The sequence below is a fragment of the Arthrobacter sp. 49Tsu3.1M3 genome, assembly GCF_900168135.1.
Taxonomy (GTDB): Bacteria; Actinomycetota; Actinomycetes; order Actinomycetales; family Micrococcaceae; genus Arthrobacter.
Map to the genome: position 1 here is coordinate 322,391 of NZ_FUZD01000002.1, position 25,486 is coordinate 347,876.

25 protein-coding genes are annotated in these 25,486 nt (G+C 68.2%); 17 read left to right on the top strand and 8 right to left on the bottom strand.

From position 1 onward, the window contains the following. Window positions 1–109 precede the first annotated feature (109 nt). Together B5X90_RS21210 and B5X90_RS04440 are read left to right on the top strand one after the other, a co-directional pair. Window positions 110–865, top strand: a complete 756-nt coding sequence (locus tag B5X90_RS21210) for a hypothetical protein (RefSeq protein ID WP_079550243.1) — start codon at window positions 110–112, stop codon at window positions 863–865. 155 nt (window positions 866–1,020) lie between these two features. Then, the gene (locus B5X90_RS04440; RefSeq protein ID WP_079550245.1) at window positions 1,021–1,344 is read left to right on the top strand and encodes a hypothetical protein; all 324 of its coding nucleotides are present in this window, start codon (window positions 1,021–1,023) and stop codon (window positions 1,342–1,344) included. On the opposite strand, the gene corA is transcribed toward B5X90_RS04440, so the two are convergent. Next, on the bottom strand, window positions 1,341–2,336 hold the full coding sequence (corA, locus tag B5X90_RS04445; RefSeq protein WP_079550247.1) for a magnesium/cobalt transporter CorA: 996 nt from the start codon (window positions 2,334–2,336) through the stop codon (window positions 1,341–1,343). The two genes, B5X90_RS04440 and corA, sit on opposite strands and share 4 nt — an antisense overlap. A gap of 7 nt (window positions 2,337–2,343) precedes the next feature. Beyond that, window positions 2,344–2,883, bottom strand: a complete 540-nt coding sequence (locus B5X90_RS04450; protein WP_079550249.1) for an Lrp/AsnC family transcriptional regulator — start codon at window positions 2,881–2,883, stop codon at window positions 2,344–2,346. 176 nt (window positions 2,884–3,059) lie between these two features. On the opposite strand from B5X90_RS04450, the gene B5X90_RS04455 reads away from it, so the two are divergent. Continuing rightward, window positions 3,060–4,298: an MFS transporter gene (locus B5X90_RS04455; protein WP_079550251.1), complete on the top strand. Its 1,239-nt coding sequence runs from the start codon at window positions 3,060–3,062 to the stop codon at window positions 4,296–4,298. A 63-nt stretch (window positions 4,299–4,361) separates the two neighbouring features. Here the strand turns inward: B5X90_RS04455 and B5X90_RS04460 are convergent, their stop codons facing one another. Continuing rightward, window positions 4,362–4,859 carry an Lrp/AsnC family transcriptional regulator gene (locus tag B5X90_RS04460; RefSeq protein ID WP_079550253.1) on the bottom strand — a complete coding sequence of 166 codons (498 nt, stop codon included), beginning with the start codon at window positions 4,857–4,859 and terminating at the stop codon, window positions 4,362–4,364. A gap of 133 nt (window positions 4,860–4,992) precedes the next feature. Here B5X90_RS04460 and B5X90_RS04465 point away from each other — a divergent pair, with 133 nt between their 5' ends. After that, window positions 4,993–6,156 carry a trans-sulfuration enzyme family protein gene (locus B5X90_RS04465; protein WP_179129049.1) on the top strand — a complete coding sequence of 388 codons (1,164 nt, stop codon included), beginning with the start codon at window positions 4,993–4,995 and terminating at the stop codon, window positions 6,154–6,156. 16 nt (window positions 6,157–6,172) lie between these two features. On the opposite strand, the gene B5X90_RS04470 is transcribed toward B5X90_RS04465, so the two are convergent. Continuing rightward, a complete protein-coding gene (locus B5X90_RS04470; RefSeq protein WP_079550257.1) occupies window positions 6,173–7,498 on the bottom strand; it encodes an MFS transporter in 1,326 nt (441 codons plus the stop codon). Window positions 7,499–7,590: 92 nt separating this feature from the next. Between B5X90_RS04470 and B5X90_RS04475 the strand changes: the two genes are divergently transcribed. Next, window positions 7,591–8,613: a LysR family transcriptional regulator gene (locus B5X90_RS04475; RefSeq protein WP_079550259.1), complete on the top strand. Its 1,023-nt coding sequence runs from the start codon at window positions 7,591–7,593 to the stop codon at window positions 8,611–8,613. A gap of 146 nt (window positions 8,614–8,759) precedes the next feature. On the opposite strand, the gene B5X90_RS04480 is transcribed toward B5X90_RS04475, so the two are convergent. Continuing rightward, window positions 8,760–9,851: a nitronate monooxygenase gene (locus B5X90_RS04480; RefSeq protein WP_179129050.1), complete on the bottom strand. Its 1,092-nt coding sequence runs from the start codon at window positions 9,849–9,851 to the stop codon at window positions 8,760–8,762. Window positions 9,852–9,902: 51 nt separating this feature from the next. On the opposite strand from B5X90_RS04480, the gene B5X90_RS04485 reads away from it, so the two are divergent. The 9 genes from B5X90_RS04485 (at window position 9,903) to B5X90_RS04525 (ending at window position 18,914) form a co-directional block, all read left to right on the top strand. Continuing rightward, window positions 9,903–10,841: an N-acetylglucosamine kinase gene (locus tag B5X90_RS04485; RefSeq protein ID WP_079550262.1), complete on the top strand. Its 939-nt coding sequence runs from the start codon at window positions 9,903–9,905 to the stop codon at window positions 10,839–10,841. 34 nt (window positions 10,842–10,875) lie between these two features. Then, window positions 10,876–11,331 carry an NUDIX hydrolase gene (locus tag B5X90_RS04490; protein WP_028275721.1) on the top strand — a complete coding sequence of 152 codons (456 nt, stop codon included), beginning with the start codon at window positions 10,876–10,878 and terminating at the stop codon, window positions 11,329–11,331. Between the two features lie 388 nt (window positions 11,332–11,719). Beyond that, complete coding sequence (rsgA, locus tag B5X90_RS04495; protein WP_079550264.1) at window positions 11,720–12,862, top strand: ribosome small subunit-dependent GTPase A; 1,143 nt, start codon at window positions 11,720–11,722, stop codon at window positions 12,860–12,862. Between the two features lie 226 nt (window positions 12,863–13,088). After that, window positions 13,089–14,192, top strand: coding sequence for an ABC transporter ATP-binding protein (locus B5X90_RS04500; protein WP_079550266.1), 1,104 nt, complete (start codon window positions 13,089–13,091; stop codon window positions 14,190–14,192). Continuing rightward, entirely contained in the window at window positions 14,192–14,932 is a 741-nt protein-coding gene (locus B5X90_RS04505; RefSeq protein ID WP_079550268.1) for an ABC transporter permease, read from the top strand. Before B5X90_RS04500 ends, B5X90_RS04505 begins: the two co-directional genes overlap by 1 nt. Continuing rightward, complete coding sequence (locus B5X90_RS04510; protein ID WP_079550270.1) at window positions 14,929–15,675, top strand: ABC transporter permease; 747 nt, start codon at window positions 14,929–14,931, stop codon at window positions 15,673–15,675. The genes B5X90_RS04505 and B5X90_RS04510 overlap by 4 nt, the downstream gene beginning before the upstream one ends. Then, window positions 15,672–16,637, top strand: coding sequence for an ABC transporter substrate-binding protein (locus B5X90_RS04515; RefSeq protein WP_079550272.1), 966 nt, complete (start codon window positions 15,672–15,674; stop codon window positions 16,635–16,637). Before B5X90_RS04510 ends, B5X90_RS04515 begins: the two co-directional genes overlap by 4 nt. A 131-nt stretch (window positions 16,638–16,768) precedes the next feature. Next, a complete protein-coding gene (locus tag B5X90_RS04520) occupies window positions 16,769–17,989 on the top strand; it encodes a pyridoxal phosphate-dependent aminotransferase (RefSeq protein ID WP_079550274.1) in 1,221 nt (406 codons plus the stop codon). A gap of 70 nt (window positions 17,990–18,059) precedes the next feature. After that, window positions 18,060–18,914, top strand: coding sequence for a polyphosphate kinase 2 family protein (locus B5X90_RS04525; protein ID WP_079550276.1), 855 nt, complete (start codon window positions 18,060–18,062; stop codon window positions 18,912–18,914). A gap of 25 nt (window positions 18,915–18,939) precedes the next feature. Here B5X90_RS04525 and B5X90_RS04530 read toward each other — a convergent pair whose 3' ends face one another. Next, the gene (locus B5X90_RS04530; protein WP_018773784.1) at window positions 18,940–19,170 is read right to left on the bottom strand and encodes an exodeoxyribonuclease VII small subunit; all 231 of its coding nucleotides are present in this window, start codon (window positions 19,168–19,170) and stop codon (window positions 18,940–18,942) included. A gap of 142 nt (window positions 19,171–19,312) precedes the next feature. Beyond that, window positions 19,313–20,599 (bottom strand): exodeoxyribonuclease VII large subunit, encoded by a 1,287-nt coding sequence (xseA, locus tag B5X90_RS04535; protein ID WP_079550278.1) that lies wholly within the window; start codon window positions 20,597–20,599, stop codon window positions 19,313–19,315. Between the two features lie 257 nt (window positions 20,600–20,856). Between xseA and B5X90_RS04540 the strand changes: the two genes are divergently transcribed. Both B5X90_RS04540 and B5X90_RS04545 read left to right on the top strand, forming a co-directional pair. Then, complete coding sequence (locus B5X90_RS04540; RefSeq protein ID WP_079550280.1) at window positions 20,857–21,717, top strand: hypothetical protein; 861 nt, start codon at window positions 20,857–20,859, stop codon at window positions 21,715–21,717. A 9-nt stretch (window positions 21,718–21,726) separates the two neighbouring features. Beyond that, window positions 21,727–22,815, top strand: coding sequence for a 4-hydroxy-3-methylbut-2-enyl diphosphate reductase (locus B5X90_RS04545; protein ID WP_079550282.1), 1,089 nt, complete (start codon window positions 21,727–21,729; stop codon window positions 22,813–22,815). Between the two features lie 91 nt (window positions 22,816–22,906). Here B5X90_RS04545 and B5X90_RS04550 read toward each other — a convergent pair whose 3' ends face one another. Then, entirely contained in the window at window positions 22,907–24,145 is a 1,239-nt protein-coding gene (locus B5X90_RS04550) for a DNA recombination protein RmuC (protein ID WP_079550284.1), read from the bottom strand. A gap of 210 nt (window positions 24,146–24,355) precedes the next feature. Between B5X90_RS04550 and ychF the strand changes: the two genes are divergently transcribed. Beyond that, on the top strand, window positions 24,356–25,441 hold the full coding sequence (gene ychF / locus B5X90_RS04555) for a redox-regulated ATPase YchF (RefSeq protein WP_079550553.1): 1,086 nt from the start codon (window positions 24,356–24,358) through the stop codon (window positions 25,439–25,441). Window positions 25,442–25,486: the final 45 nt, after the last annotated feature.

The window sequence follows — 25,486 nt, forward strand, 5'->3', positions numbered from 1 at the left end:
CTAAACGGCAGAAGGGCCGGCCAATGTTCGATTGCGGGCGGTAATGTGGCGCTGGCTGCCGGCCGGGGGGACGGCAGCGGTCTCATACCCGCTTTGAAAGGAATCTCCCGTGGCAGGAATCATCGGCTGGCTCAGTGCGCTGGGCACTACCGGCAAGGCAGTAGTAGTCGCCTCCGTCGTCATCACTGGCGGTGCGGGCGCGGCGGCCGCCACCGCGACCACCAATCTCCCGGCTGACCCGACGTCGACCACGCCGGCGACCGGCACAGCAACCTCTGAACCGGCCGACTCGGCGGATCCGTCCGATCCGGCCGAGTCGGAGACGCCGGGAGTGGACGACCAGGAAGCCGCTGATCACGAATCGTCTGAACCCGGCGATCCGGTTGAGCCGGGTGTCCAAGAGTCGGACGATCAGGGTGCCGATGATCAGGGTGCGGATGATGAGGGCACAGCCGCGGCCACCGATGATCAAGGCGCGGAAGACCAGGACGCGGACGGTCAGAGTGCCGAAGAGGGCGCGGACGCGCAGGAGCCTGCTGACTCGGCTCCGGCCCCGGCTGCCCCCGCTCCGGCCCCGGCTGCCCCCGCGGCGCCGGCACCCGTTGTTCCGGAATCCCCGGCACCTGCAGACGATGATTCGCAGGACTCCGCCGACGCGCCGGAAGCCGAGGTGTCCCACGTACCGAACGGCAACAGCGGTTGGGCACACCAGAACGCCGCCGATCACCGCGCCGCCGGCCAGGCCAACGCCGTTGAACACCGTGCCGCGCCGGCCGGGCGCGGAAGCGAACACACCGGCGAGTCCGACGGGCACAGCAAGTCCAACGAGCACGGGGACTCTCGCGGGCATGGCCACAACAAGTAGCCAACAGCTCTGCAATGACGGGGCCCGGACCACTGGTCCGGGCCCCGTCGTCGTGACAGCCCGAAATGTGACGGCAGGAAAATCTTCCACCGCGAAAAACTCACATCGGATCGGTCCCGGCGGCGCGATGATCAGGTCCGCGGGATAATGGAACCATGACCAATCAGCAGCAGGACCGCGACCCGTGGGAGGAGTTCGACAAGCTCCAGCCCGCCGGTCCGGACCGGGTTGCCGGCTACCCCGGTGGGGAACCGCAGGGCTTCGGCTTCCGCACGGGCGTCCGCAGCGCCAGGGTAGCCCTCGGATTTGCCGTCTACTCCCTGGCGCTGGGGAGCCTTCTGGTCCTCACCGGGGCCATTGTTTTCATCAGCAGCGGGAAGTGGCTGCTGCTCGGGCTGATGGTGCTGATCGAGGTCGTCTTCGTCCTGGCGTTCCGCCGGCTCATGGTCCAGGTCCGGAACCGCCGCGCCGCCGGCTAGAGCCAGCCCTTCTTCTTAAAGATGGCGTACATCAGCGCCGCCGTGCCGGCCATGAGCGCGATTGCCATCGGATAGCCAAGCGTCCAGTGCAGCTCCGGCATATTGTCGAAGTTCATGCCATACAGTCCGGCCACAAACGTCGGCGCGAAGAAGATCGCGGCCCACGACGAGATCTTCTTCACCTGTTCGTTTTGCTCCGCGCTGGCCTCGTTCTGGCGGTTGGCGGTCAGGGTTCCGTCCAGGGTAAGCGCATTCTGCAGCAGGTCACGGAACGAATCGGCGCGGGAAATCAGCCGCTCCACGTGGTCCTCGACGTCGCGCAGGCTGTGCTGCAGCTCGATGTCCACCCGGTACTTCTCGAAACCCCGCCGGAGCTGTTGCATCATTGCCGGGAGCGGGTGGATGGCGCGCTGGAAATGGATGACTTCGCGGGCGAGCTCGTAGATCCGGCGGGACACCAGGGGGTCGCCGCTGAAGAGCTGGTCCTCGATCTCGTCGATGTCGTTTTCCAGCCCGGCCACCACGGGACCGTAGTCATCCACCACCTGGTCCATGAGTGCGTACAGGACGGCCTCAGGCCCGTGGCGCAGCAGATCGGGGCGGCCCTCCATCCGGCGCCGGACCTTGCCCACAACTTTCGTCTCGGCGTGCCTGACGGTGACCACGAAGTTGCGCCCCGTGAAGACGTGGAGCTCGCCGAACTCCACGGTTTCAGTCTCGTCCAAGTACCGGGCAGGGCGGAGCACAGTGAACAGATTGTCGTCGTAGCGTTCCAGTTTGGGGCGCTGATGGGCAGAGATCGCGTCCTCCACCGCCAGCCCGTGCAGGTTGAATTCGGCCGCCACGGCCGCCATTTCCTCAGAGGTCGGCCGGTACAGGCCGATCCAGGCCATGCCCCCGTGCTCGGTCAGGGTCTCAAAAGTCTGCTCGAGGTTCCGCGGCTCGGCGCTGCGGATGCCGTCAACGTAGACGGCGTTGTCGATGATAGTCACCGGGACATTATCCTTTGTTCACCTGGAATTCGGCGGACCCGGCCCGCCGCGACGGGGACCGGCCGGGAGCCAGCGCGTTGCCTTGGGCGAGCCGGCTGATCAGCGGTTCGGTTCGGTACGGGATATGGGTGTGCAGCGCCAGGACGGTCTCGGTGCGGATGACGCCCTTGACCCGAAGGATCGACCGGAGGGCCGCCTGGAGATTGTGCGTATCCGTCGCCACCACCCGGCACCAGACGTCGCCGCGCCCGGAGATCTCGTGGACTTCCAGGACCTGGGCGATCAGCCGCAGGGCACCCACGACGCCGTCGAGTTCCCGGTGGTTGACCTCGATCGTCACGAAGGCGACGACGTCGTACCCCACCGCCTCCAGATCGATTTCACGGCCGCCGTCGTGCAGCACGCCGGAGCGCAGCATGCGCCGCACGCGCGACTGGGCGGTGTTCCGGGCGATGCCCAGGGCGTCGCTGAGCTCGCCGATCTGGATCCGCGGATCCCGGATCAGCTCCAGCAGGATCTTCAGGTCGGTGGGGTCCAGACTGTTCAAATCATCACTCCGGTTCACTTGGACAGCCAGAGAATGACTGTTTTGCTCAATTTTGACACAAATTTTGGCCATGTGGATCACTGGTATTGCATTCTGTACATACCAATCTTTCAACCGGGCCGGGCGGTTCCCCCACAACAGGGAAAGCCCGGCCTGCACTTTGCAAGGACACGGCCATGACAGTCTTTAGCGAACTCCGCATGCGCCCGGCCACAGCTGACCGCTGGGGCTGGGACGCCTCCACCACCGCACGTCTCGTGATGGCCGGGGTTGTGATCTTCACGCTGCTCGTCGGCGCCAATCTTGCGACGCCGCTGTACCCGCTGTTGCAGGCAAAACTCGGAATCACGGCGCTCGATGTCACGGTGGCGTTCTCGGCCTACGTCCTGGCGCTCGTGGCCACCCTCGTCCTGGCCGGCCACTGGTCCGACCACATCGGCCGCCGCGCCGCCCTCGTGCTGGCTGTGCTGGTGGGCCTGGCCGGCGGCTTTGTCTTCGCCACCGCGGGCAACCTCGTGGCGCTCTCCGCCGGGCGCGCCCTTCAGGGCGTCGCCGTAGCGCTGGCCACCGGGGCCAGCTCGGCTGCCCTGCGCGAGCTGCTGCCCAGCCGGCCGGAGTGGGCCTCACGGTTCACGCTCCTAGCCTCCGCCGGCGGGGTGGCCGCCGGTCCCGCAATCGGCGGAATGCTGTCCCTCCTGCCGGGCCCGACGTCGACGCCGTACTACCTGCACTCCATCGTCCTCGCCGCCGTGCTGGTGCCCCTGTACCTGCTCAAGGCGCGGCCCGCCATCAGCCTGCACGCCGGTCCCCAGACCCTGCGGGTCCTGGCGCCGCGGCGGCCCTCGGTCTCCAGCGACGCGCGCGGCGCCTTCTGGCTGGCGTCTTCCGTGGGCTTCCTGAGCTTCACCGTTTTTGGCTTCTGCCTCTCGCTCGCCCCCGGCTATTTCGCCCAGATTGTCCACGCCGATTCGCGGCCGCTGATCGGCCTGCTGGCGGGTCTGACGCTGGGTTCCTCAGCCCTGAGCCAGCTGCTGGCCATCCGGGGACGGTTTGCCGTTTCCGCCGGCCTGGCCGTCCTGGGCGTCTCCGTCCTCCTGATCGCCGCGGCCGCCGCCTGGAGCAGCCCGTGGCTGCTGATTCTGGCCAGCATTACTGCCGGCGTCGGGCAGGGCGTGGCCTTCCGCACCGTGTTCAACGACGTCGCCGGCAGGGTGGAAGCCGCCCGGCACGCCCAGATCATCAGCACCGTCTATGTGATCACGTACCTTGGCAGCGCCTTCCCGGTGATCGGGTTGGGTCTTGCAGCCGGGATCGTCGGGCTGCAGAGCGCCGTCGCCGGTTTCGTCACGGTGTGCGCCGCTGCCGCACTGACGCTGGCGGCCGTCACGCTGCGAAGCGCGCTGCGCCGGGTCTAGCTGCGCCGGGTCTGGCTGCGCCGGGTCTGGCTGCGCCGGGTCTGGCTGCGCCGGCCGGGCCCGTTAGGGCAGCGGGCCGTGGTTGCCCTGGATGTGGTCGAAGACCAGCGTGGTTTCGGTGTGGCCCACCACGGGGTCGGTGGCCAGGTTGTCCAGAACCCAGTCCCGGAGGTCCTCGGTGGTGGCGACGGCGATGTGCAGCAGGTAGTCCACCGACCCGGACGTGTGGAAGGTTGAGAGCACTGCCGGCAGTTTGGGCACCCGGGCAGTGAAGCGGTCGATCTGCTCGCGGTCATGGGCCCGGAGCCGGACCGCAATGAGCGCCTGGACCGAACGCCCGATCGCGGACAGGCTCAGATTGGCCTCGAAGCCCTCGATGATGCCGCGCTCGGACAGGGCGCGGGTGCGCATCAGCGCGGTCGACGGCGCGATCCCCACGAGCTCTGCCAGCTGTTTGTTCGAGATGCGGGCGTCCGCGACGAGGGCAGCGAGCAGGCGCTCGTCGATCGCGTCCAGCGGCTCGATGGCCCCCGGCCGAACATTCTTCGCACTGCTGCTCACGGATCCTCCTAGTAGTGTTCTCCGTTCATCATAAACGGCGTTATCCGACAGTTCCATTCAGAACCCCTACAAAAGCGCGAATTATTGCCAGATACTTGCGGAATTCAATGGTGAATATTCGTAAGGAGCTAGGGTGCTTTCTCAAGATTCATTGGCGGTCCACGCAGGCCGGAGCGGGCTCACGGAACTGGGCGTCCACGCGGTGCCCATCGATCTGTCCACGACGGCGCCCCTGCCGTCCGTGCACGACGGAGGCCTTGCCTACGAGCACATGGCCACCGGCGGGTCCCATGTGGAGGGGCAAAGCACGGTCTACCAGCGGCTGTGGAACCCCACGGTGGCGCGCTTCGAAGAAGGCGTCGCTGTCCTGGAAGGCACGCCCGAGTCTGTCGCCTTTGCCACCGGAATGGCGGCGCTGAGCGCGGTGCTCCTCGCGGTTGTCGCGGCGGGCAAGAAGCACGTTGTCGCCGTGCGTCCGCTGTACGGCGGCAGCGACTACCTTCTGGCCTCCGGCGTCCTTGGCAACGAGGTCACCTTCACGACGCCGGGGGGCGTCGGCGCCGCCCTGCGGCCGGACACCGGCCTGGTGATCCTGGAGACGCCGGCCAACCCCACCCTCGAGCTGGTGGACATCGCCCGCGTGGCAGCCGCTGCCGACGGCGTGCCGCTCCTGGTGGACAACACGTTCGCCAGCCCGGTCCTGCAGCAACCCTTCAAGCATGGCGCGGCCATGGTGCTGCACAGTGCCACGAAGTTCCTGGGCGGCCACGGGGACGCCATGGGCGGCGTGGTGGCCGCAGGCTCTGAATGGGCGGTGCGCCTGCGCCAGATCCGGGCCGTGACCGGCGGCATCCTGACCCCGTGGCCGGCGTACCTGCTGCACCGCGGGCTGGCAACGCTGCCGGTCCGGGTCCGCGCCCAGCAGGCTGGTGCCGAAAAAGTCGCGGTTGCCCTGGCAGGGCACGGGCTCGTGAGGCGGGTTTACTACCCGGGACTGGCCGAATGCGACCCGCAGGGCCTCGTGGGCACGCAGATGGCCGGGCCGGGATCGCTTATGGCCTTTGAGCTCGCCAGTGCCGAGCACGCCGAGCGGATCCCGGCCGCCGTCGGCATGATCACCCACGCCGTGTCTCTCGGCGGGATCGATACGCTCATCCAGCACCCGGCGGGCCTGACCCACCGGCCGGTCGAAGCCGCGGCCAAGCCGCACGCGAACCTGCTGCGGGTCTCGGTGGGGCTGGAGGACCCGGCCGACATCGTCGCCGACCTCGTGCAGGCGATCGAGGCAACGCGGTAGCCCGCGGGTCCGACGCCTAGCCCGACGCCGTGACCCTGCCGGCGGCTGCGGTGCCGGTTGCAGGCACCGGCGCGGGATGCGCGACGGCGGTGATTGCCGCCGTCGCGCCGGCCAGTCCGATGACCGTCAGCGCAAGGGCCGTCCAGCCGAACCGCTGGAAGACCAGGCCGCCGGCCCAGCCAAGCACGCTGGAGCCGAGGTAGTAGGCCAGGTTGTACAGCGAGGCGGCCTGCGCCCGGCCCGTCGTGGCGACCAGTCCGGTCCAGCCGGAGCCGATGCTGTGTGCCGCGAAGAAGCCGCCCGTGAACAGCAGCAATCCCGCCAGGATCGCGGCCAGCTGTTCCGTGAGCGTCAGAGCCAGGCCGCCTGCCATCAGTGCGGTGCCGGCGATCAGGACGGTGCGCCGGCCGAACCGCGACGTCAGGCCCGCTGCCCAGCGCGCCGAGACGGTTCCGGAGAGGTAGGCCAGGAAGATCAGGCTGATCGCGGTGGCGGGCAGGCTGAACGGTTTCCCCGAGAGCCGGAATCCGAGGTAGTTGTAGACGGCCACGAAACCGCCCATGAGCAGGAATGCCTGGACGTACAGGGCCAGGAGCCGGGGATTGCGGCCATGGCCTGCCAGCGTGCGCCAGGCGCCGCGGAAGCCGCCCGCGGCCGCGGCGGTGAAGCCCTTGGCCCGGGGCACCAGAACCAGGAACAGGACTGCCGCTCCGGTAGCCAGAACGGAGACCGCCAGGGCCGCGGCCCGCCAGCCCCACAGTTCGCCCGCAGGCCCGGCGACCAGCCGGCCGGCCAGCCCGCCCAGGGTGGTCCCGGCGACATAGCTCCCGGCGGCGAGGGCGGCATGGGCCTTGTTGACTTCCTCGTTGAGATACGCGATCGCTATCGCCGGGATGCCGCCGAGGGCCATTCCCTCCAGCATCCGCAGGCACAGCAGTACGGGGAAGCTGGGGGCCAGGGGGACCAGCAGGCCCAGGACGGTGGCGGCGGAGATGCCCCACATCATTGCCCGGACGCGTCCGATCCGGTCGGCCAGGAAGGACCACGGGAGCACCGTCAAGGCCAGCCCCACCGTCGCCAGGGAGATGGTCAGAGCGGCCTCGGCGGCCGAGACGCGAAGATCCGCCGCCAGCAGCGGAAGCACCGCCTGGGTGGAGTAGAGCTGCGCGAACGTTGCGACGCCGGCAAAGGCAAGCCCGGCGAGGATCCGGCGGTAGGCCGTGGAGCCCTTCGGATGGCCCGCCCATGCGGCAGCGTCAGCCGCAGGATCAGTTGCGAGATTGGCTGCGTCCCCGGCCGCGGGGCGTGGGCCGGTGCCGGTGGGTGTGGAAATGCGTGGCATGCCTTCAGGCTAAAGCCTGCCCGAGGGATGCTTCCAATGCATGATTTCCATAGAATAGATAGCAAATATGGATCAGTCTGCTGGAGGGGAACATGGACGTCGAACACAGGCAGCTCGTGCAGCTGCTGCCCCTGCTGCCGCTGCTGGCAGAACTGGGGCGGACGGAGCACATCACCGAGACGGCCGAGCTCCTGGGCCTGCCGCAGTCGACCGTGAGCCGTGCCATCGCGCGGGCCAGCGCCATCGTGGGGACGGAGCTGCTGGTCCGGGACGGCCGGGGCGTGCGGTTGACGCCCGCGGCGAAGGCGCTCATGCCCCACATCGAGGCCGCCCTGGCCGAATTCCAGACGGGGCTGGACAGCGTCAGGCACGAGTCGGAGGTGGTCCGCGGCCGGATCGCCGTGTCGTTCCAGCACACCTTCGGCGAGGCAATGCTGCCGCTGCTCATCAGTGCGTTCCGGAGCAGGCACCCGCAAACCGCCTTTGACCTCAGCCAGGGTGCACGGGACGGCTGCCTCGCGGAACTCGCCGCGGGCTCCGCCGACGTGGCGCTCACGGCACCCGTTGCCACACCCAGCAAGCGAATCGGATCGGCCGCGCTGTACCGCGAACCGTTGCGCCTGGTGGTCCACCACCGGCACGCCCTGGCCGGCCGCAGTCGGGCCAAGGTTGCCGAGATCCGGCAGGAGCCCTTCGTGGCGATGGGGTCCGGCTACGGCATGCGCTCGCTGACCGACGCGTTGTTCCGCGAGGCGGGGTTCCGCCCGCGCATTGCCTTCGAGAGCCAGGACTCGCACACCGTCCGCGGCCTCGTCTCGGCCGGGCTCGGCGTCAGCATCCTGCCGCCCGGCGGCTCCGCGCCCGGCCGAGCCGCACAAAACAGCCACCATCCGTCGCGGGGCACCGAATCCGACGACGGCGGGCCGGGCTGGGTGGAGATTCCCCTGGATTCAGACCTGGCGTTCCGCGAGATCGGCCTGGCGTGGCGGGAGCCTGTTTCGCGGAATGCCGTGGCCGATGCCGAGACCGACCCCGTGCGCTTGTTCCGCGAATTCGTGCTCCGCGACGGTCCGGCGCTCCTGGCAGGCTTCGTGCGCGAACGCTCGGCAGGCTGAGCCGGGCCGATGGGCTGAGCGGGGCCGGTGCACTCAGGTCGCCGGATAGCCCCGAGGTCGCCGTAAGGTGACGGCGGTTTGGCACGTTGCCGGCGGCTGCGGGGTCGGGCAGGGGTTCGGACGGGGTCCGCGGCGGTCAGCGGCGGTCAGCGGCCGGCGAGCAGCCCTTGCACGACGCCGGCCACGGGTCCGGCCTGTGCCTTCCGCCAGCCCGTGCCCGCCCACAGGTTCAGGCGTTCCGCGTCGCCGGCTGCGGTGGCCGCGGCCCGGATGGGCGCCGTGAGGTGGTGGACGGCAGGGTAGGCCTCCGGCGCCTCGGGGTGGTCGCGGACGAATTCGTTCTCCAGGGCCCGGGCCTGCCGGCCGGTGAAGGCGCGTGTCAGCCGGGTTCGGGTGAAATGCGGATCCGCCAGGGCATCTTTGTGCAGCTGCTTGGCGCCGCTTTGGTCAGTGCGGAGAAACGCGGTGCCGAGCTGGGCGGCGACGGCCCCGGCACGCAGCACGGCGTCCAGCCCGGCCGCATCCATGATGCCGCCCGCAGCCACCAGCGGGAGCTCGACGGCGGACCGCACCTCGGCGAGCAGCTCCGCCGTCGTGCCGCCAGGTTCCGCCGTCGTGCGGCTTGGCTGCTCCTTCGTGCCGCCCGGTTCCGCCGTGTAAGCCGGTTGCGGCTCCGGGGCCTGAAGGAACGCCGCGCTGTGTCCGCCGGCGCTCGCGTGCTGCACGACAAGGGCGTCCACGCCTTGGGCTGCCGCCTGCACGGCCTCGGCCGCGGTGGTGACAGTGGCCAGCACCGCCGATCCCGCCCGCTGCAGGGCCCGAACGACGTCCGGGCCCGGCAGCCCGAAGGCGAAACTGACCAGCTCCACGGGGTCTGAGAGCAGGGCATCGATCTTTCCCTGCCATTCGTCGTCGTCGTCGAGCCGTAACTGCGGAAGCTCCACGCCGTAGCGCCGGGCGTCGGTGCGCAGCTGCAGCCGGTAATCCTCGAGCTCCGCCAGCATCGCTGCGGAGGGCGGCAGCTGGGCCGGATCCGGGACAAACACATTCATGCCGAACCGCGCGCCGGACTCCCGGACAGTGCGGATTTCCGCCTGCATGGCCGCCACGCTCTTGTAGCCGGCCGCGAGGAAGCCCAGACCGCCGGCCCGGTGCACGGCCTCGACGAAGGCCGGTGTGGAGGTGCCCCCGGCCATGGGCGCAGCGATGACGGGTGTGCCGAAAAGATCGTGGGGCATTGCGGGCTCCTTGCAGCGATTCAGTAACCTGTTCCAGTGACTAACACTGACATGCCGCCGGCGGCGGACTCCGTTCCATCTTCCACCACGCCATCTGGCACGGCGAGGACGGGGGCCGTGATCGGTCTGGACATCGGCGGCACCAAAACCCGGGGCGTCCGGTTCGAAGACGGCGCGCCCGTGGCCGACGAATCGGTGGGCAGCTCCAATGTCCAGAACGTCAGCCCCGAGGACGCGGCCCGCAACCTGGCGGAACTCTTCGGCAGGATCGGCGGGGGAGCAGTGGGCCAGGTTTACGTCGGAGCCGGCGGCATCGACACCGACGACGACGCCGCGGCGCTCGGGGCACTGATTGCCCCGCACGTGCCCGGTGCGCGGATCACGGTGGTCCACGACACCCGGCTGCTGCTCGCTGCAGGCGGCGCCAGCACCGGCGTCGCAGTGATCGCCGGCACTGGCTCGGCCGCGTGGGGCCGGAACGGAGACGGCGAGGAAGCGCGGGCCGGGGGCTGGGGCTACCTGCTCGGCGACGAGGGCAGCGGCTACTGGCTGGGCCGGGAGGCCGTCCGCCACAGCCTGCGGCGGATGAACCAGGGGCTGGAGCCGGACGAGCTCACCAGCGCCCTGCTGGCATCCTGCGGGGTGGATGACCCGAACATGCTGATCGCCATGTTCCACTCGCCCGAGACCGGGCGCCGGTTCTGGGCCCAGCAGGCCCGCCTCGTGGTGGAGGCTGCAGACGCCGGGCATGCGCCGAGCCGGGCCCTCATGGAGCAGGCCGGGCGCGACCTCGCCGACCTCGCCGCGCAGACCGTCCGGCAGCTCGGCATCGAGGGCCCCGTCATCCTGGGCGGCGGACTCGGCATGAACGTGCCGACGCTCCAGGAGTCGTTCCGCACGGCACTGGCCGCCGCGGGGATCACCGATGTCCGGGTCCTGGCGCAGGAGCCGGTGTTCGGTGTGCTGCAGTTGGTGGCGGAACAGGGCTAGACGGAGGCGAACCTCCGGCCACTACGCTGGAGGGATGAGCATGCAATTCGACACCCGGCCCGCCGCCTACGCCGTCATCATCCGCGATGCCGGGATCCTCCTGGCGTACTGGAAGCAGGACGGCAGGGAGGGCTGGACGCTGCCCGGCGGCGGCCTGGACCTGGCCGAACACCCGGTGGATGGGTGCCGCCGCGAGATCCACGAGGAAACCGGCTACGACGCCGAGGTCGGCGCCATGCTGGGCATCGACGTCGGGCACTGGCCGTCCGAAGTGCGGCTCGACGGCGGCGTGCGGGACTTCCAGTCGCTCCGGCTGGTCTACGAGGCGACGATCACGGGCGGGGAACTGCGTCACGAAGTGAACGGCAGCACCACCCACGCGGCCTGGATTCCGCTGGATGAGGTGGCGCAGCTGAACCGGGTCTCGCTCGTGGATGCCGGGCTGCGTCTGTACCGTGAGCGGCCGCTGAACGGAAAACTTTCCGGCTAAACGGCTAGCCAGGCACGGGCACCATGGCTATTCTGTAAAAACCGCCGGCCGTAGCAGGCCGGCTATCTACGGGGAGGTGGAAGCAATGAATGCGATATTTCTGAGCGCGCAGCGCACCGATACAAGCCATGTCATTACGCCTGCCCCGTCCCACGGCGCAGCCTAGCCATCGAGCGCTAGTCTCCGCGCGCGGCATCCCAAGCCGCCGCAGCGCGCACGCGCCACACCACGGGGCCCCACCAAAGGGTTTTCGTTGACCATTCATCCTGCATCCCGGGGCGCCGGTGGCGCCCTCTTCACCGATTCATCAGTACCTCATTCATCCGTACCTCATTCATCTGTACCTCCTTCGTCCGGGCCATCCGATGAGTCCGGCCCCGGAGGTCCTGTGCTCTACGGCTACACGGCCGGCGTCGCCGAGCGGTTCGCGGCCCAGCCGGTGCCGGGAGGCGACCGCCCTGGCCGCGTCATCCGGGTCGACCGCAACCTCGTCCTCGTGGCCGACGGCGGCGGAACCGCCCACCTGCCCTACCCGCGCGGCGGGGAGCTTCCCGCCACCGGGGACTGGGTCTGGCTGGGTCCGAACGCGGCGGGGGAGCCCGCGATCGTGGGGATCCTGCCCCGCCACTCGGAGCTGAGCCGCAAGCGTGCCTTCGATGCCTCGTCCGAGGCGCAGGTCCTTGGCGCCAACATGGACGTCGTCGGCATCGTCGTTCCGGTGGATCGTCCGCTCACGCACAACCGGCTCGAACGGACCCTGGTCGCGGCGTGGGACTCCGGTGCCACACCGCTCGTGATCATCACGAAGGCGGACATCGCGGACCTCGCGGACGACGTCGTGGCGACCGTCGTGCGCCAGGCAGCCGGCGTCGACGTCATCACCACCTCTGCCGAGAACGGCGATGGCCTCGACGAAGTGCTGGGCCATCTGCCACCCGGCGGCACGCTGGTGCTGCTGGGGCCCTCGGGCGCCGGAAAATCCACGCTCATCAATGCCCTCGCCGGCGTCCCGGCGCAGGAGACGGGGGCCGTGCGCGCGGGCGACGGCAAGGGCAGGCACACCACGACGTCCCGCGCGCTCGTTCCCCTGCCCGGCGGCGCCGTCCTGATGGACACACCGGGGGTGCGCGGATTCGGGGTCTTCGACGCCGAGGGAGGAATGGAGGAGATGTTCGGCGACCTCGAAGAGCTCTTCGAGCACTGCCGCTTCTCGGACTGCGCGCACGGCCGGGAGCCCGGCTGTGCCGTGCAGGCCGCGCTCGCCGACGGCGTACTGGAGGACCGCCGGTGGGCCAGCTACCTGAAGCTGCAACGCGAACTCGCCGCCCTCGCGCGCCGCCACGACGCGGCGGCACGGCGCGCCTACCAGCGCGAATGGCACCAGAAGATCGCCGTGGCGGGCAAGAGCCAGCGGGCGGCCGAACGGGACAACCACGAAAACGCGCACGGCCACGGCAGTGGCAAGAACAACGGAAAGGGCGGTCACGGCAGAGATAACAGTGGCGCGAAGGGTGCGCGGCGTCCCCGCTGAAGCACGCCGCCGGGTGAGACAAGGGCCGCGGTGGCGCGCCGGAAGAATTTCCGGCGCGCCACCCATCCAAAATCGTTGTGCTTCCGAAGCCTTACGGGAGCCCCGCGCCGCTGACATAGTCCGGGGTGCTGGTTAGTCTATGAGCTAACTGCTTTATGGCCAGCACACTGACGAACAGTGCGCCGGCCCGACCAATGTTGCCGCCAACAGTTAGGTAAGCCCGGAAATGGCCGAAGCCATGATCGAGTTCCAGAACGTCACCAAGCAGTACCAGGGCGGTCAGGCCGCCGTTGACGGGCTGACCATGTCCATCGATAAGGGCGCCATCACTGTCTTCGTCGGGCCCTCCGGCTGCGGTAAGACCACGTCCCTGCGGATGATCAACCGCATGGTGGAGCCCACGTCCGGCGTCATCACCGTGGACGGGGCCGATGTCACTTCAATCCCTGCCGCACAGCTGCGGCGGTCCATGGGCTACGTCATGCAGTCCTCCGGGCTGATGCCGCACCGCTCCGTGCTGGACAACATCGCCACCGTTCCCCGGCTCAACGGCGTGTCCAAAGCCGACGCCCGCAAGCGCGCCCAGGAACTGCTCGACGTCGTCGGACTGGCCTCTTCGCTCGGCAAGCGGTACCCGTCCCAGCTTTCGGGCGGACAGCAGCAGCGCGTGGGCGTGGCCCGGGCACTCGCGGCCGACCCTCCGGTGCTGCTCATGGACGAGCCCTTCAGCGCCGTGGACCCTGTGGTCCGCGATGAACTCCAGAAGGAGCTGCTCCGGCTCCAGCATGACCTGGCCAAGACGATCGTCTTCGTCACCCACGACATCGACGAGGCCACCGTCCTGGGCGACAAAGTGGCCGTGTTCGCCGTCGGCGGCAAGCTGGCGCAGTACGCCGCCCCGGCGGAGATCCTGCGGGCCCCGGCAAACGAGTTCGTGGCCTCCTTCGTGGGCCGTGACCGCGGGTTCCGGCACCTTGCGTTCAGCCCCTCTGACGGTGTCACCATCCACCCCGTCCCCACTCTCACGCCCGATCAGCTCAGGGCTGAGGGCAGCTCCGATGAATGGCAACTGGTGGTCGACGACTCGCTCCGGCCCCTGGGCTGGGCCGGGCCCCGCGGCGCCACCGGAACCGCCCCGGCGATGGTTCCCGGAGGCTCCCTGTTCCGCAAGGGGGACACGCTCCGCCGGGCACTGGACGCGGCCCTGTCCTCACCCTCGGGCCTTGGCGTCGCCGTGGACGACGACGGCCGGGTGGCCGGGGTCATCGCAGCCGCCGAAGTCCTCGCCGTCATCGAGTCAGACCGCAGCGTCCGGCACGGAGGGCTCTGATGGAGTGGTTCCTGGCCAACAGGGCGGAAGTCTTCAGCCTCGCCGGCCAGCACCTCATCCTGGCCATCCTGCCGATGGTGTTCGGGGTCCTCATAGCCGTTCCGCTGGCCCAGCTCGCCCGGCAGAGCCGCGGTCTCCGGTCCGTGGTGCTCACCGGGTCCTCGCTGCTGTACACGATCCCGTCGCTGGCGCTTTTCATCATCCTGCCGACCATCCTCGGAACCCGGATCCTGGATCCGGTCAACGTGGTGGTGGCTCTGACCATCTACGCCGTCGCCCTGCTGGTGCGCGCCACGCTGGATGCCTTCGACTCGGTGGACGAGGACCTCCGGCAGGCCGCCGTCGCCATGGGGTTCAAACCCGTCGCCCGCTTCATGCAGATCGACCTGCCGCTGTCCTTGCCGGTGCTGTTCGCCGGGCTGCGCGTGGTCTCGGTCAGCAATATCTCGCTGGTCAGCGTCGCGGCGCTGCTCGGCATCGGCAACCTCGGAATGCTCTTCACCTCCGGCCTCCAGCGTGACTTCGTCACCGAAGTGGTGGTGGGCATCGTCGCCATCCTTATCCTGGCGCTGCTGATGGACGCCGTCCTGGTGCTGCTTGAACGGCTGCTGACGCCGTGGACCCGGGCCGCGGCGGCCACGGGTGCCGGCGCCGGTTCAGATGCGGGACCGGACAAGACTGCCCCCGCCGTCGCGGCGATGCGGTTTTCGCGTCCCAAGACCGGAGGGGGAAACGCGTGAATAACGTCGTCACGGACACCTTCGCCTGGCTCAGCGATCCGGAGAACTGGTCCGGCAGTGCCGGAATCCCGGTGCGGCTGGCCGAACACCTGTTCTACACGGGCCTGGTGATGGTGATCGCCATCGCGATCGCCGTCCCCATCGGACTGTTCGTCGGGCATACCGGCCGCGGGCGGGTTGTGATCGTGTCAGTCGCGGGCGCGCTGCGCGCCCTGCCCACCCTCGGCCTGCTCACCTTGTTCGTCCTGCTCGCCGGCATCGGGCTGATGCCGCCGATCTGGGCGCTCGTGATCCTGACCGTGCCGCCGTTGCTCGCCGGCACCTACGCCGGAATCTCCAGCGTCGACCGCAACGTGGTGGATGCCGCCCGCGCCATGGGCATGACCGAGTGGCAGGTCCTGTTCCGGGCTGAATTCCCGAACGCGCTGCCGGTGATGTACGGCGGGTTCCGGACCGGGGTGCTCCAGGTGATCGCCACCGTCTCCGTAGTCGCCTACATCAACCTGGGCGGCCTGGGCCGTTATCTGTTCGACGGGCTCGTGCTCTCCGACTTCCCGCAAATGCTGGGAGGCTCGCTGCTGATCGCCGCCCTTGCGATCAGCGTCGACCTCATCCTTGCCCTTATTCAGAGGCTGTTCCTGTCACGGGGCGCCTCATCCAAGCCGAACCGCAGCCAGCAGGCTGCGGTTGATCTCACAGACCCCGTGATCGCGGAGACTGTTGTTCAAGGAGGTACGTCATGAAGGAATCCCGCCAACGAGGCCTTGGCCGGCGCGCATTCGGCGGCCTGGCCGTCGGCGTCGGCCTGGCCATGGCCCTGTCCGCCTGCGGAGGCTCATCAAACCCGCTGAGCTCGGCCCCGGCCAGCAGCGGTGCAGCCTCCGGTTCCGGCGGTGCCCTGGTGATCGGGTCGGCTGATTTCCCCGAGAGCCAGATCCTGGCCGAGGTCTACGCCGGCGCCCTGAACGCCGCGGGCGTCACCGCCAGCACCAAGCCGAACATCGGCTCGCGCGAGGTCTACATCAAAGCAGTCCAGGACGGCTCGGTGGACGTTGTCCCCGACTACAGCGGCAACCTGCTGCTGTATGTAAACAAGGACGCCACCGAGGTGTCTGCCGAGGACATCGCGAAGGCACTCCCGACCAAGCTCCCGCAGGGCCTGGCGGTGCTCGATGCCTCCAAGGCCGAGGACAAGGACGCCATGGTGGTCACCAAGGCCACGGCCGAGAAGTACCAGCTGAAGTCCATCGAAGACATGGCGAAGGTCTGCGGCGACCTCGTCATCGGCGCCCCGGCGACCTTCGCCGAGCGCGCGTACGGCCTGCCGGGCCTGGCGAAGAACTACAACTGCGTGCCCAAGAAACTCGAGCCGTTCAGCGACGGCGGCGGCGCCGTCACGCTCAAGGCGCTGCTCTCGGACCAGGTCCAGGTCGCGGACATCTACACCACCACCCCGTCCATCCCGGACAACGACCTCGTGGTGCTGGAGGATCCGAAGAACAACTTCATCGCCCAGCAGGTGCTGCCGCTGTACAACTCGGCCAAGATGACGGACAAGGCGAAGGAAACGCTCAACGCGGTCTCCAAGGTCCTCACCACGGAAGACCTCATCAACCTCAACCGTGCCGTGAGCGGCAGCCAGAAGCAGAACCCGAAAGATGCCGCCGACGCGTGGCTGAAGGAAAAGGGCCTCGCCCAGCAGTAGACCGCTGACGACCCTGCGACGCCGGGGTCCGGGCATTCAGCCCGGGCTCCGGCGTCGTTGTTGTTACTGCGGCGCCCGGCTGTGAGTCATGTCTCAGCGGAAGTACATCCTCCATATGGCATATTTGATGAATGGCAGAATTCAAGCAGTCCACCAAGCTTCATAATGTCCTTTACGACATCCGTGGACCGATTCTTCAGGCCGCCCAGCAGATGGAGGCGGAGGGTCATCGCATCCTCAAACTGAACATCGGAAACCCGGCCCCGTTCGGGTTTGAAGCGCCGGACGCGATCCTGGTGGACATGATCCGCCACCTGCCGCATGCCCAGGGGTACAGCGACTCGCGCGGCATTTTTTCGGCCCGCACCGCCGTCTCGCAGTACTACCAGACCCGCGGGATCCAGAACATCCACGTGGATGACATCTACCTCGGCAACGGCGTCAGCGAACTGATCACAATGTCGCTCATGGCCCTGCTCGACGACGGCGATGAGGTCCTCATCCCCACCCCGGACTACCCGCTGTGGACGGCCTCGGTTGCCCTGGCCGGCGGGAAGCCCGTGCACTACCTCTGCGACGAGGAATCCGGCTGGCAGCCCGACCTCGAGGACATGGAAGCGAAGATCACGCCGCGCACCAAGGGCATCGTGGTCATCAACCCGAACAACCCGACAGGTGCGGTGTACCCGAAGGCGACGCTGAAGAAGATCGTCGCCCTCGCGGAGAAGCACGGCCTGGTGCTGTTCGCCGACGAGATCTACGAGAAGATCCTCTACGAAGACGCGGTACACGTAAACCTCGCCTCGCTCACCGGCGACGATGTCCTGTGCCTGACCTTCAGCGGGCTCTCCAAGGCCTACCGGGTCTGCGGCTTCCGGGCCGGCTGGATGGCCATCTCCGGGCCGAAAAAGGCCGCCGCGGACTACCTCGAGGGCATCAACCTGCTGGCCAACATGCGCCTCTGCGCCAATGTGCCCGCCCAGCATGCCATCCAGACCGCCCTCGGCGGCTACCAGAGCATCAATGACCTGATCCTGCCCGGCGGGCGTCTCCTGGAACAGCGGAACAAGGCCTATGACATGCTCAACGCCATCCCGGGCGTCAGCACGCAGCAGGCGCGCGGGGCGATGTACCTGTTCCCGAAGCTGGACCCCGAGGTCTACCACATCCGCGACGACGAGAAATTTGTCCTGGACCTGCTCCGCGAGCAGAAGATCCTTCTGTCCCACGGAAGGGCGTTCAACTGGGTCCGGCCGGACCACTTCCGGATGGTGACGCTGCCGAACGTCAAGGACCTCGAAGAAGCAATCAACCGCATGGCGGACTTCCTGAGCCGGTACAAGGGGAACTAGGCTTCGGTCAGCAGCGCAACGGGGCTCCTGCTCCGCCTACTGCGGCTGCGCCAACCGGAAAGAGGCATTGATGGCAGGCTCCGCGACATTCGATGACCACCCCTCGAAACTCCTGAAGGTCGGGAAGGGCTTTAGCCTGGAGTCGGTGGACCCGGGCTCGACGCCCGGCTACGACGGCGACAAGGCCGACGGCGAGCAGCTGCTCGGCGAACTCGACGGCAAGCTCACGCGATTGCAGGAGCAGCTGTTCGCCGAGTCCAGGACCGGCGGCAAGAAACGCGTGCTGCTGGTCCTGCAGGCCATGGACACCGCGGGCAAGGGCGGCATCGTCAACCACGTGATGGGCCAGATGAATCCGCAGGGCGTGCAGCTGAAGTCGTTCAAGGCGCCCACGCCCGAGGAACAGTCCTACGACTTCCTCTGGCGGATCGAAAAGGAAGTGCCGGCGGCCGGCATGATGGGGGTCTTCGACCGTTCCCACTATGAGGACGTCCTGATCCACCGCGTCCACCGCTGGGTGGACGCCGAGGAACTGGAGCGCCGCTACCGGGCCATCAACGAGTTTGAGGCCCGGCAGGCAGCTGCCGGAACGAAGATCGTCAAGGTTATGCTGCATATCAGCCGCGACGAGCAGAAAGACCGGCTCCTGGCCCGGCTGGATGACCCCACTAAACAGTGGAAGTACAGCAGTGGAGACCTGAAGGAACGGGCTTTCTGGCCGGACTACATGGACGCATACCAGAAGGCCTTTGAGAAGACCAACACGGAGTTGGCGCCGTGGCATGTCGTGCCGGCAAATAAGAAGTGGTACGCGCGCATCGCGGTGCAGCAGCTCCTCCTGGAGGCCCTCGACAGCCTGGACCTCCAGTGGCCGGTTCCGGACGTGGACCTGGACCTGGAACGCGAGTTGGTGCAGCGGTCCTGACCGGCGGTCTTTGAAGGGCGGCTGCCTAGTTCTTGTCGGCAGCCTGGTCCCGGGCCGCGGCGAGCCGCTTGCGGGCCCCTTCCAGCCACTGTTCGCAGCGTTTGGCCAGTGCTTCCCCGCGTTCCCACAGAGCGAGCGATTCCTCCAGGCTTGCGCCGCCGGCCTCCAGCTTGCCCACCACGGCGACCAGCTGCTCGCGGGCGTCCTCGTAGCTGAGGGCCTCGATGTCGGCGTTCGGGTTGGGTTCTGCTGCCATGTGGGTGCTCCTTGGTTGTCGCGTGTTCTGCCGCGGTGACGCTGTCTGCGGTGCTGACGGGTGGCCGGGTTCTGTGGCACCGACGGGCGGTGCCTGTTCGGGGCGCTGACGTGTGGCCGTGTGGCCGTGTCTGTCCGCCGGGTTATTCTTCGGTCGGTTCCTGGCCGCCCGTGGATTGGGCGGTGAACCGGCCGCCGGCCACCCGAACCGTGAGATCCGTGCCGGCGGGCGCCTGGGAGGGATGGCGCACCACGTCCCGGTGCGCCGCTGGGGCCGTTCCGGCGCCGGCGAGCTGGACCACCGCGTAGCCGCGATCCAGTGTCTTTTGCGGCGAGAGTGCGCGCACCTGCGCCTTGAGGTGGACCAGTTGGTCCGCTGCCCGCACGACGGCGGCGCTGATCGCCGAGTGCGAGCGGACCTTGAGCCGTTCGACGTCCTCGTGGCGCTGGCTGATCATGACGTCGGGGGAGAGCAGCACGGGGCGCGAACGCAGGGAGGCCAGCCGGTCGCTCTCGCGTTCGACGAGCCGGGTGACCCCGCGACGGAGCTGGTCCCGGGCCTGCCGGACCCTGACAAGCTCCTCGGCGACGTCGGGAACTATCCTCTTCGCGGCGTCGGTGGGCGTGGATGCCCTGAGGTCGGCGACGTCATCGAGGATAGGCCGGTCCGCTTCGTGCCCGATCGCGCTCACCACGGGGGTGGACGCGTCCGCGACGGCCCGGATGAGCTCCTCGCTGCTGAACGGCAACAGGTCCTCGAGGGCGCCTCCGCCGCGGGCGATGACGATGACGTCGACCACGGGATGGGCGTCGAGCTCCCGCAAGGCCGCGATCATCTGGGTTACGGCGGTGTTCCCCTGGACCGCTACTTCGCGGATCTCGAATTCGACGGCCGGCCAGCGCAGGGCGGCGTTGCGCAGCACATCCTTCTTGGCGTCAGAGTCGCGGCCGGTGATCAAGCCGATCCGGTGCGGGAGCAGTGGAAGCCGCTTTTTGCGGGAATCGGCAAAGAGTCCTTCGGCGGCGAGGGCCTGGCGCAGCCGCTCGATCCTGGCCAGGAGGTCGCCGAGCCCTACAGGCCGAATGTCCTTCACGGACATGTTCAGCCGGCCTGTCTTGAGCCAAAATTCGGCCTTGATCAGGGCAACAACCCGGGAACCGCGTTCCAGCGGGGCGGCCTGGCGGTCCAGCACTGTGGTCCAGACCGATGCCGGCAGCGAGATTTCGGCGTCGATGTCCCGCAGGGTCAGGTAGGCGTTGCTGCCACGCCGGTTGAGCTCGATTACCTGCCCCTCAACCCATGCCGAGGGCGCGCGGTCGATATGCATCTTGAGCTTCTGGGACAGCAACTGCAGCGGCCAGGGGTTGTCCGGACTGGTTTGGGCCGCGGTGGCCGGTAGCGTGGTGGCCGCCGCCGCGTCCTCAGGCATGCGTGGGCTCCATGGCCGGAAGTGCCTGGTGGAGTGCCTTGTGCATATGCGTGCGTGTCCTTTGCTGCGTGCCCTTTACGGCATGTCCTTTGCCACCGCGACTGCCGGCGGCCCGCTCCCCGGCGGGTGGGCCCGCCGGCAGCCGGAAGTTGTCACTGTCAACTCTATCCATAGCATTACCACCGGGCTCCGACTTTATGGCCGCGCCCGGCCCCGCCCTAGGATGGGAGGGATGCCATCAACCTCCTAGGAATCCCTTGCGCACTTTTGTCTCTGCCGTCGCCGTCCTCGTCGGGCTCCTGATGGCAGCCGTCGCCGTTCCAGCCATGTGGGTGGACCAGAACATCGTCCAGGAAGAGGGCTTCGTTGCCCTGACCGCGCCCCTGGGCAAGGACCCGGCGTTCCAGCAGCGGCTGGCCGCGGCCGCCGTCGACGGCCTGGCCGCCAGCGCCGGCATTCCCGAAGCCTTCACGGAGCTGGCCCGGCCCGTCCTGGACAGCGCGGCGCGCTCGCTGACGGGACTGCCCGGTTACCCCGAGGCGTGGGCTGAAACCCTGCGCAAGAGCCACCGCCTCACGTTCGCCGACCCCAGCACACTGCCGCCGGAGGTGGACGGCACCTCCTCGCTCACCCTGGATGTCGCGCCGCTTGCCGGGCTGGTGGCCAAGCAGGTCACTGCGGCGACCACCCTTCCGCTGGAGGCGCCCGGCCAGGTGCTGATCCATATCGGGCAGTCAGACCAGCGCCAGATGATCGAACGCGTCACCGTCTACGCCCCGATGGGCTACGCCGTTGCCGTCGGCGCGGCCATCGCCTTCATTCTGGCCTTCGTTGCGGCCCGACGCCGGTGGACGGTGCTGGTCGGAATGGGCGTTGGAACGCTGGTACTCGCGGGGGTATGGAAGCTGGCCAGCGATGCCGCCGGCGCCGCGGTCGCCGGGACCTCGAGCGGCAACGACGTGGCGGAGCTGTTCAAGAACGAATTCGTCGCGGCGTGCTCTGCCAGCTTCGGCCAGTGGATCGTCGCTGCAGCCGTCGCGGGGGCAGCACTGGTGGCCACGGGAGTGGCTGTCCGGGTCGCCGGCGGCCGCAAACGGGGCACGATTGAACACCGGTAGCATGGGAGCATGACCACCACCGCTGTCTCCGTTCCGATGCCATCCGTTCCGCGCAGGCGGCGTTCACCGGAAGACGTCCTGGCCGCGGCCCGGGTCCCCGGCCCCAAAAAAGTCCTCCTGGCAGCCCCGCGCGGCTACTGTGCCGGCGTGGACCGTGCAGTCATCGCGGTGGAAAAAGCCCTGGAACACTACGGCCCGCCGGTCTACGTCCGCAAGCAGATCGTGCACAACGTCCACGTGGTCAGCTCCCTGGAGGAAAAGGGCGCCATCTTCGTCGATGAAACCGACGAGGTCCCGGAAGGCGCCCTCGTGATTTTCTCCGCGCACGGAGTCTCGCCCGCCGTCGTCCAGTCCGCCGAGGACCGCGGCCTGCGCACCATTGACGCGACCTGCCCGCTGGTCACCAAAGTGCACCGGGAAGCCGTCCGGTTCGCCAAGGATGACTTCGACATCCTGCTGATCGGCCACGACGGCCATGAGGAAGTCGAAGGCACCGCCGGCGAGGCCCCCGAACACATCCAGATCATCAACGGCCCGCACGAGGTCGACAAGGTCACGGTCCGCGACCCGGAAAAGGTCATTTGGCTCTCGCAGACCACCCTCAGCGTGGACGAGACCATGGAGACCGTGCGCCTGCTCAAGGAGCGGTTCCCCACCCTGCAGGACCCGCCCAGTGACGACATCTGCTACGCCACCACCAACCGCCAGGTCGCCATCAAGAAGATCTCGCCCCAGGCGGACCTGGTGATCGTGGTGGGCTCCGCCAACTCCTCAAACTCCGTCCGCCTCGTGGAGGTGGCGCTGGAATACGGCGCCAAGGCCTCCTACCGGGTCGACTTCGCCAATGAGGTTGACGAGACCTGGTTCGAGGGCGTCGCCACGGTGGGCGTGACGTCGGGGGCCTCTGTACCGGAAGTCCTCGTCAAGGACGTGCTGCGGCTGCTCGCCGACTACGGCTACGGATCGGTCGAGGAAGTCGTCACGGCCGAGGAAGACCTCCTGTTCTCCCTGCCGAAGGAGCTCCGGGCAACCCTGAAGCAGGCCGGCGACGTCACCCGCGCCCTCGGCGGCCGCGGCACCCGCCCCGAACAGTCTTAGGCGCCGGACAGTCCGGACCGATGGACAGTCCTGGAACTGAACACTCCTGGGACTGAACACTCCTGGGCGCGGTGACCTGAGCGCAGTACACCTAGGCCGCGGATTCTTCTGACTCCTCACGGGACTGAAGTTCCGGGGCTGCGACTGCCCGCGGTGTGACTTCGACGGCGGGGGGAGTGGCCAGTCCGGCGGCTTCCAGGGCGTTGAGTTTCCTCGCGGTGGGCAGGACGCGGGCCTCAAGGGTCCCGACCATGGAGTTGTACCGCTCCACCGAGGTCTTCAGCGAGGACCCCAGCTTGGTGACGTTCTCGCCCAGCGTGCCCATCCGGTCGTAGAGCTGCCGGGCGAGCTCAAAGAGTTCCCGGGCGCTGTCCGTCAACACGTCCTGCCGCCACGTGAACGCCACCGACTTCAGCACCGCCAGCAGGGTCCCGGGGGAGGCCAGGACCACGTTCTTGGCCAGTGCGTAGTCCAGCAGGGCCGGGTCGGCCGTGAGGGCGGCGGCCAGGATCGATTCCGCCGGCAGGAAACAGACCACCAGCTCCGGAGAGTTGCCTGGGATGTCCCAGTACTTCTTGCTGCCCAGCGCGTCCACATGGGCCTTCAGGGCCTTGGCATGGGCGGCGAGGTGCGCCTGCTGGCTGCCGGGCAGCTGCGAGGACTGCTGGCCTGCCTGGGCGGCGCCGAGGTCCTGGGCGGCAAGATACGACGCCAGCGGGACCTTTGCGTCGACCACCAGCTGCTTGTCGCCGGGCAGCTGTACCACGAGGTCGGGCCGGAGGCTGCCGTCCGTGCCGGAGCTGTGGGCCTGCCCGCTGTGGACCTGTTCGTGGAAGTCCACGTGCCGCAGCATGCCTGCCGCCTCGACCACCCGGCGCAACTGGACCTCGCCCCACTGTCCGCGGGCGCTGTTGGAGCGCAGGGCTGACTCCAGCGCATGCGTGGACCGCAGCAGCTGCTCATCGGACAGGCGGGCCTCCTGCAGCTGCTGGGCCAGCTGGCCGTACTGCTCCAGCCGGTCGCGCTCGAGCAGGGATACCTGCTGCTGCACGGCAGTGAGCTTTTCCGCCACGGGCGCCAGCGCACGAAGGACACTGCCGTCTTGGTTCCGGGACTCGCCGAGCTCGCGGTTCTGGGCCGCGAGCAGGCGCCTCTCGGCGTCGGCGGCGGCGAATTGGGCGCTGACGTCGGACAGCCGGGCTGACACGCCGTCGAAGTCCTGTTCCACGGCCAGATAGCGCCGGCGCAGCAGGACATAGACGACGGCGGCGCCCGTGACGGCGCCCGTGAGCAGCATGAGCAGGGCGAGAATCAGTGAAAAAGCTTCCATGCCTTCACTGTGGCATGCCCCTGTGACAGTTTTGGCTTCGACGCCCGGAACACCCCGGAACGCCCCGGGGTGTACCCGCCGCAGCGCCCCGACAACGCCCCGGGAACGCCCGCACAACGCCCTGCGCCAGCGCCGGCACCATGTCACCCCACAGGCGCAGCCGCAGGCCGCCGCAACGGCCGGCGGCTGGTGCGGGTAGAATATATGCTCGTGGCTCTTACTATTGGCATCGTCGGACTGCCCAACGTCGGCAAATCAACCCTTTTCAACGCACTGACCCGCAACCAGGTCCTCGCGGCGAACTATCCGTTCGCCACGATCGAGCCCAACATCGGCGTCGTGAACCTGCCGGATGCCCGGCTTGAAAAGCTGGCCGGCATCTTCGGCTCCGCGCGCCTGCTGCCCGCCGCCGTGTCCTTCGTGGACATCGCTGGCATCGTCAAGGGCGCCTCCGAGGGCGAGGGCCTCGGCAACCAGTTCCTGGCCAACATCCGCGAGGCCGAGGCCATCGCGCAGGTTGTCCGCGTGTTCGATGACCCTGACGTCATCCACGTCGACGGCAAGGTCGATCCCAGCTCCGACATGGAGACGATCAACACCGAGCTGATCCTGGCCGACCTGCAGACCATCGAAAAGGCCGTCCCCCGGATCGAAAAAGAAGTCAAGATCAAGAAGCGGGAAGCAGCCGAGCTGGCAGCCATCCTGGCGGCGCAGGCAGTGCTGGAACGCGGCGACACCATCTTCTCTTCCATCAAGAGCGACAAGCTGGAGATGGAGCACCTCAAGGAACTCGGCCTGCTCACCGCCAAGCCCTTCATCTATGTCTTCAACTCCGACGAGGGGATCCTCGGCAGCCCGGAGAAGCAGGCGGAACTGCGCGCCCTCGTGGCACCGGCCGACGCCATCTTCCTGGACGCCAAGCTCGAGTCCGACCTGGTGGAGCTCGACGAGGCCGAAGCCCGCGAAATGCTGGAAATGAACGGCCAGGATGAATCCGGGCTCGACCAGCTCGCCCGCGTCGGGTTCCACACCCTCGGACTGCAGACCTACCTGACGGCCGGCCCCAAGGAAACCCGCGCGTGGACCATCCGCCAGGGCGACACCGCCCCGCAGGCCGCCGGCGTGATCCACTCCGATTTCCAGCGCGGCTTCATCAAGGCCGAGGTCGTCTCCTTCGATGACCTGATCGAGGCCGGTTCCATGGCCGAGGCGAAGGCCCGCGGCAAGGTCCGGATCGAAGGCAAGGAATACATCATGGCCGACGGCGACGTGGTCGAATTCCGTTTCAACGTTTGACGTCCGCCGCCCGGCAGCGCGGTAATTCTGCCAAGTAATTAAGGA

Coding starts and splice junctions, on each gene's coding strand:
- B5X90_RS04470 (WP_079550257.1), bottom strand. CDS start 7,498: ATGCCACGCATTTCCACACCCACCGGCACCGGCCCACGCCCCGCGGCC.
- B5X90_RS04520 (WP_079550274.1), top strand. CDS start 16,769: ATGGCAGAATTCAAGCAGTCCACCAAGCTTCATAATGTCCTTTACGAC.
- B5X90_RS04475 (WP_079550259.1), top strand. CDS start 7,591: ATGGACGTCGAACACAGGCAGCTCGTGCAGCTGCTGCCCCTGCTGCCG.
- B5X90_RS04500 (WP_079550266.1), top strand. CDS start 13,089: ATGGCCGAAGCCATGATCGAGTTCCAGAACGTCACCAAGCAGTACCAG.
- B5X90_RS04440 (WP_079550245.1), top strand. CDS start 1,021: ATGACCAATCAGCAGCAGGACCGCGACCCGTGGGAGGAGTTCGACAAG.
- B5X90_RS04515 (WP_079550272.1), top strand. CDS start 15,672: ATGAAGGAATCCCGCCAACGAGGCCTTGGCCGGCGCGCATTCGGCGGC.
- B5X90_RS04480 (WP_179129050.1), bottom strand. CDS start 9,851: ATGCCCCACGATCTTTTCGGCACACCCGTCATCGCTGCGCCCATGGCC.
- B5X90_RS04490 (WP_028275721.1), top strand. CDS start 10,876: ATGAGCATGCAATTCGACACCCGGCCCGCCGCCTACGCCGTCATCATC.
- B5X90_RS04550 (WP_079550284.1), bottom strand. CDS start 24,145: ATGGAAGCTTTTTCACTGATTCTCGCCCTGCTCATGCTGCTCACGGGC.
- B5X90_RS04455 (WP_079550251.1), top strand. CDS start 3,060: ATGACAGTCTTTAGCGAACTCCGCATGCGCCCGGCCACAGCTGACCGC.
- B5X90_RS04505 (WP_079550268.1), top strand. CDS start 14,192: ATGGAGTGGTTCCTGGCCAACAGGGCGGAAGTCTTCAGCCTCGCCGGC.
- B5X90_RS04530 (WP_018773784.1), bottom strand. CDS start 19,170: ATGGCAGCAGAACCCAACCCGAACGCCGACATCGAGGCCCTCAGCTAC.
- B5X90_RS04485 (WP_079550262.1), top strand. CDS start 9,903: ATGCCGCCGGCGGCGGACTCCGTTCCATCTTCCACCACGCCATCTGGC.
- B5X90_RS04545 (WP_079550282.1), top strand. CDS start 21,727: ATGACCACCACCGCTGTCTCCGTTCCGATGCCATCCGTTCCGCGCAGG.
- xseA (WP_079550278.1), bottom strand. CDS start 20,599: ATGCCTGAGGACGCGGCGGCGGCCACCACGCTACCGGCCACCGCGGCC.
- B5X90_RS04525 (WP_079550276.1), top strand. CDS start 18,060: ATGGCAGGCTCCGCGACATTCGATGACCACCCCTCGAAACTCCTGAAG.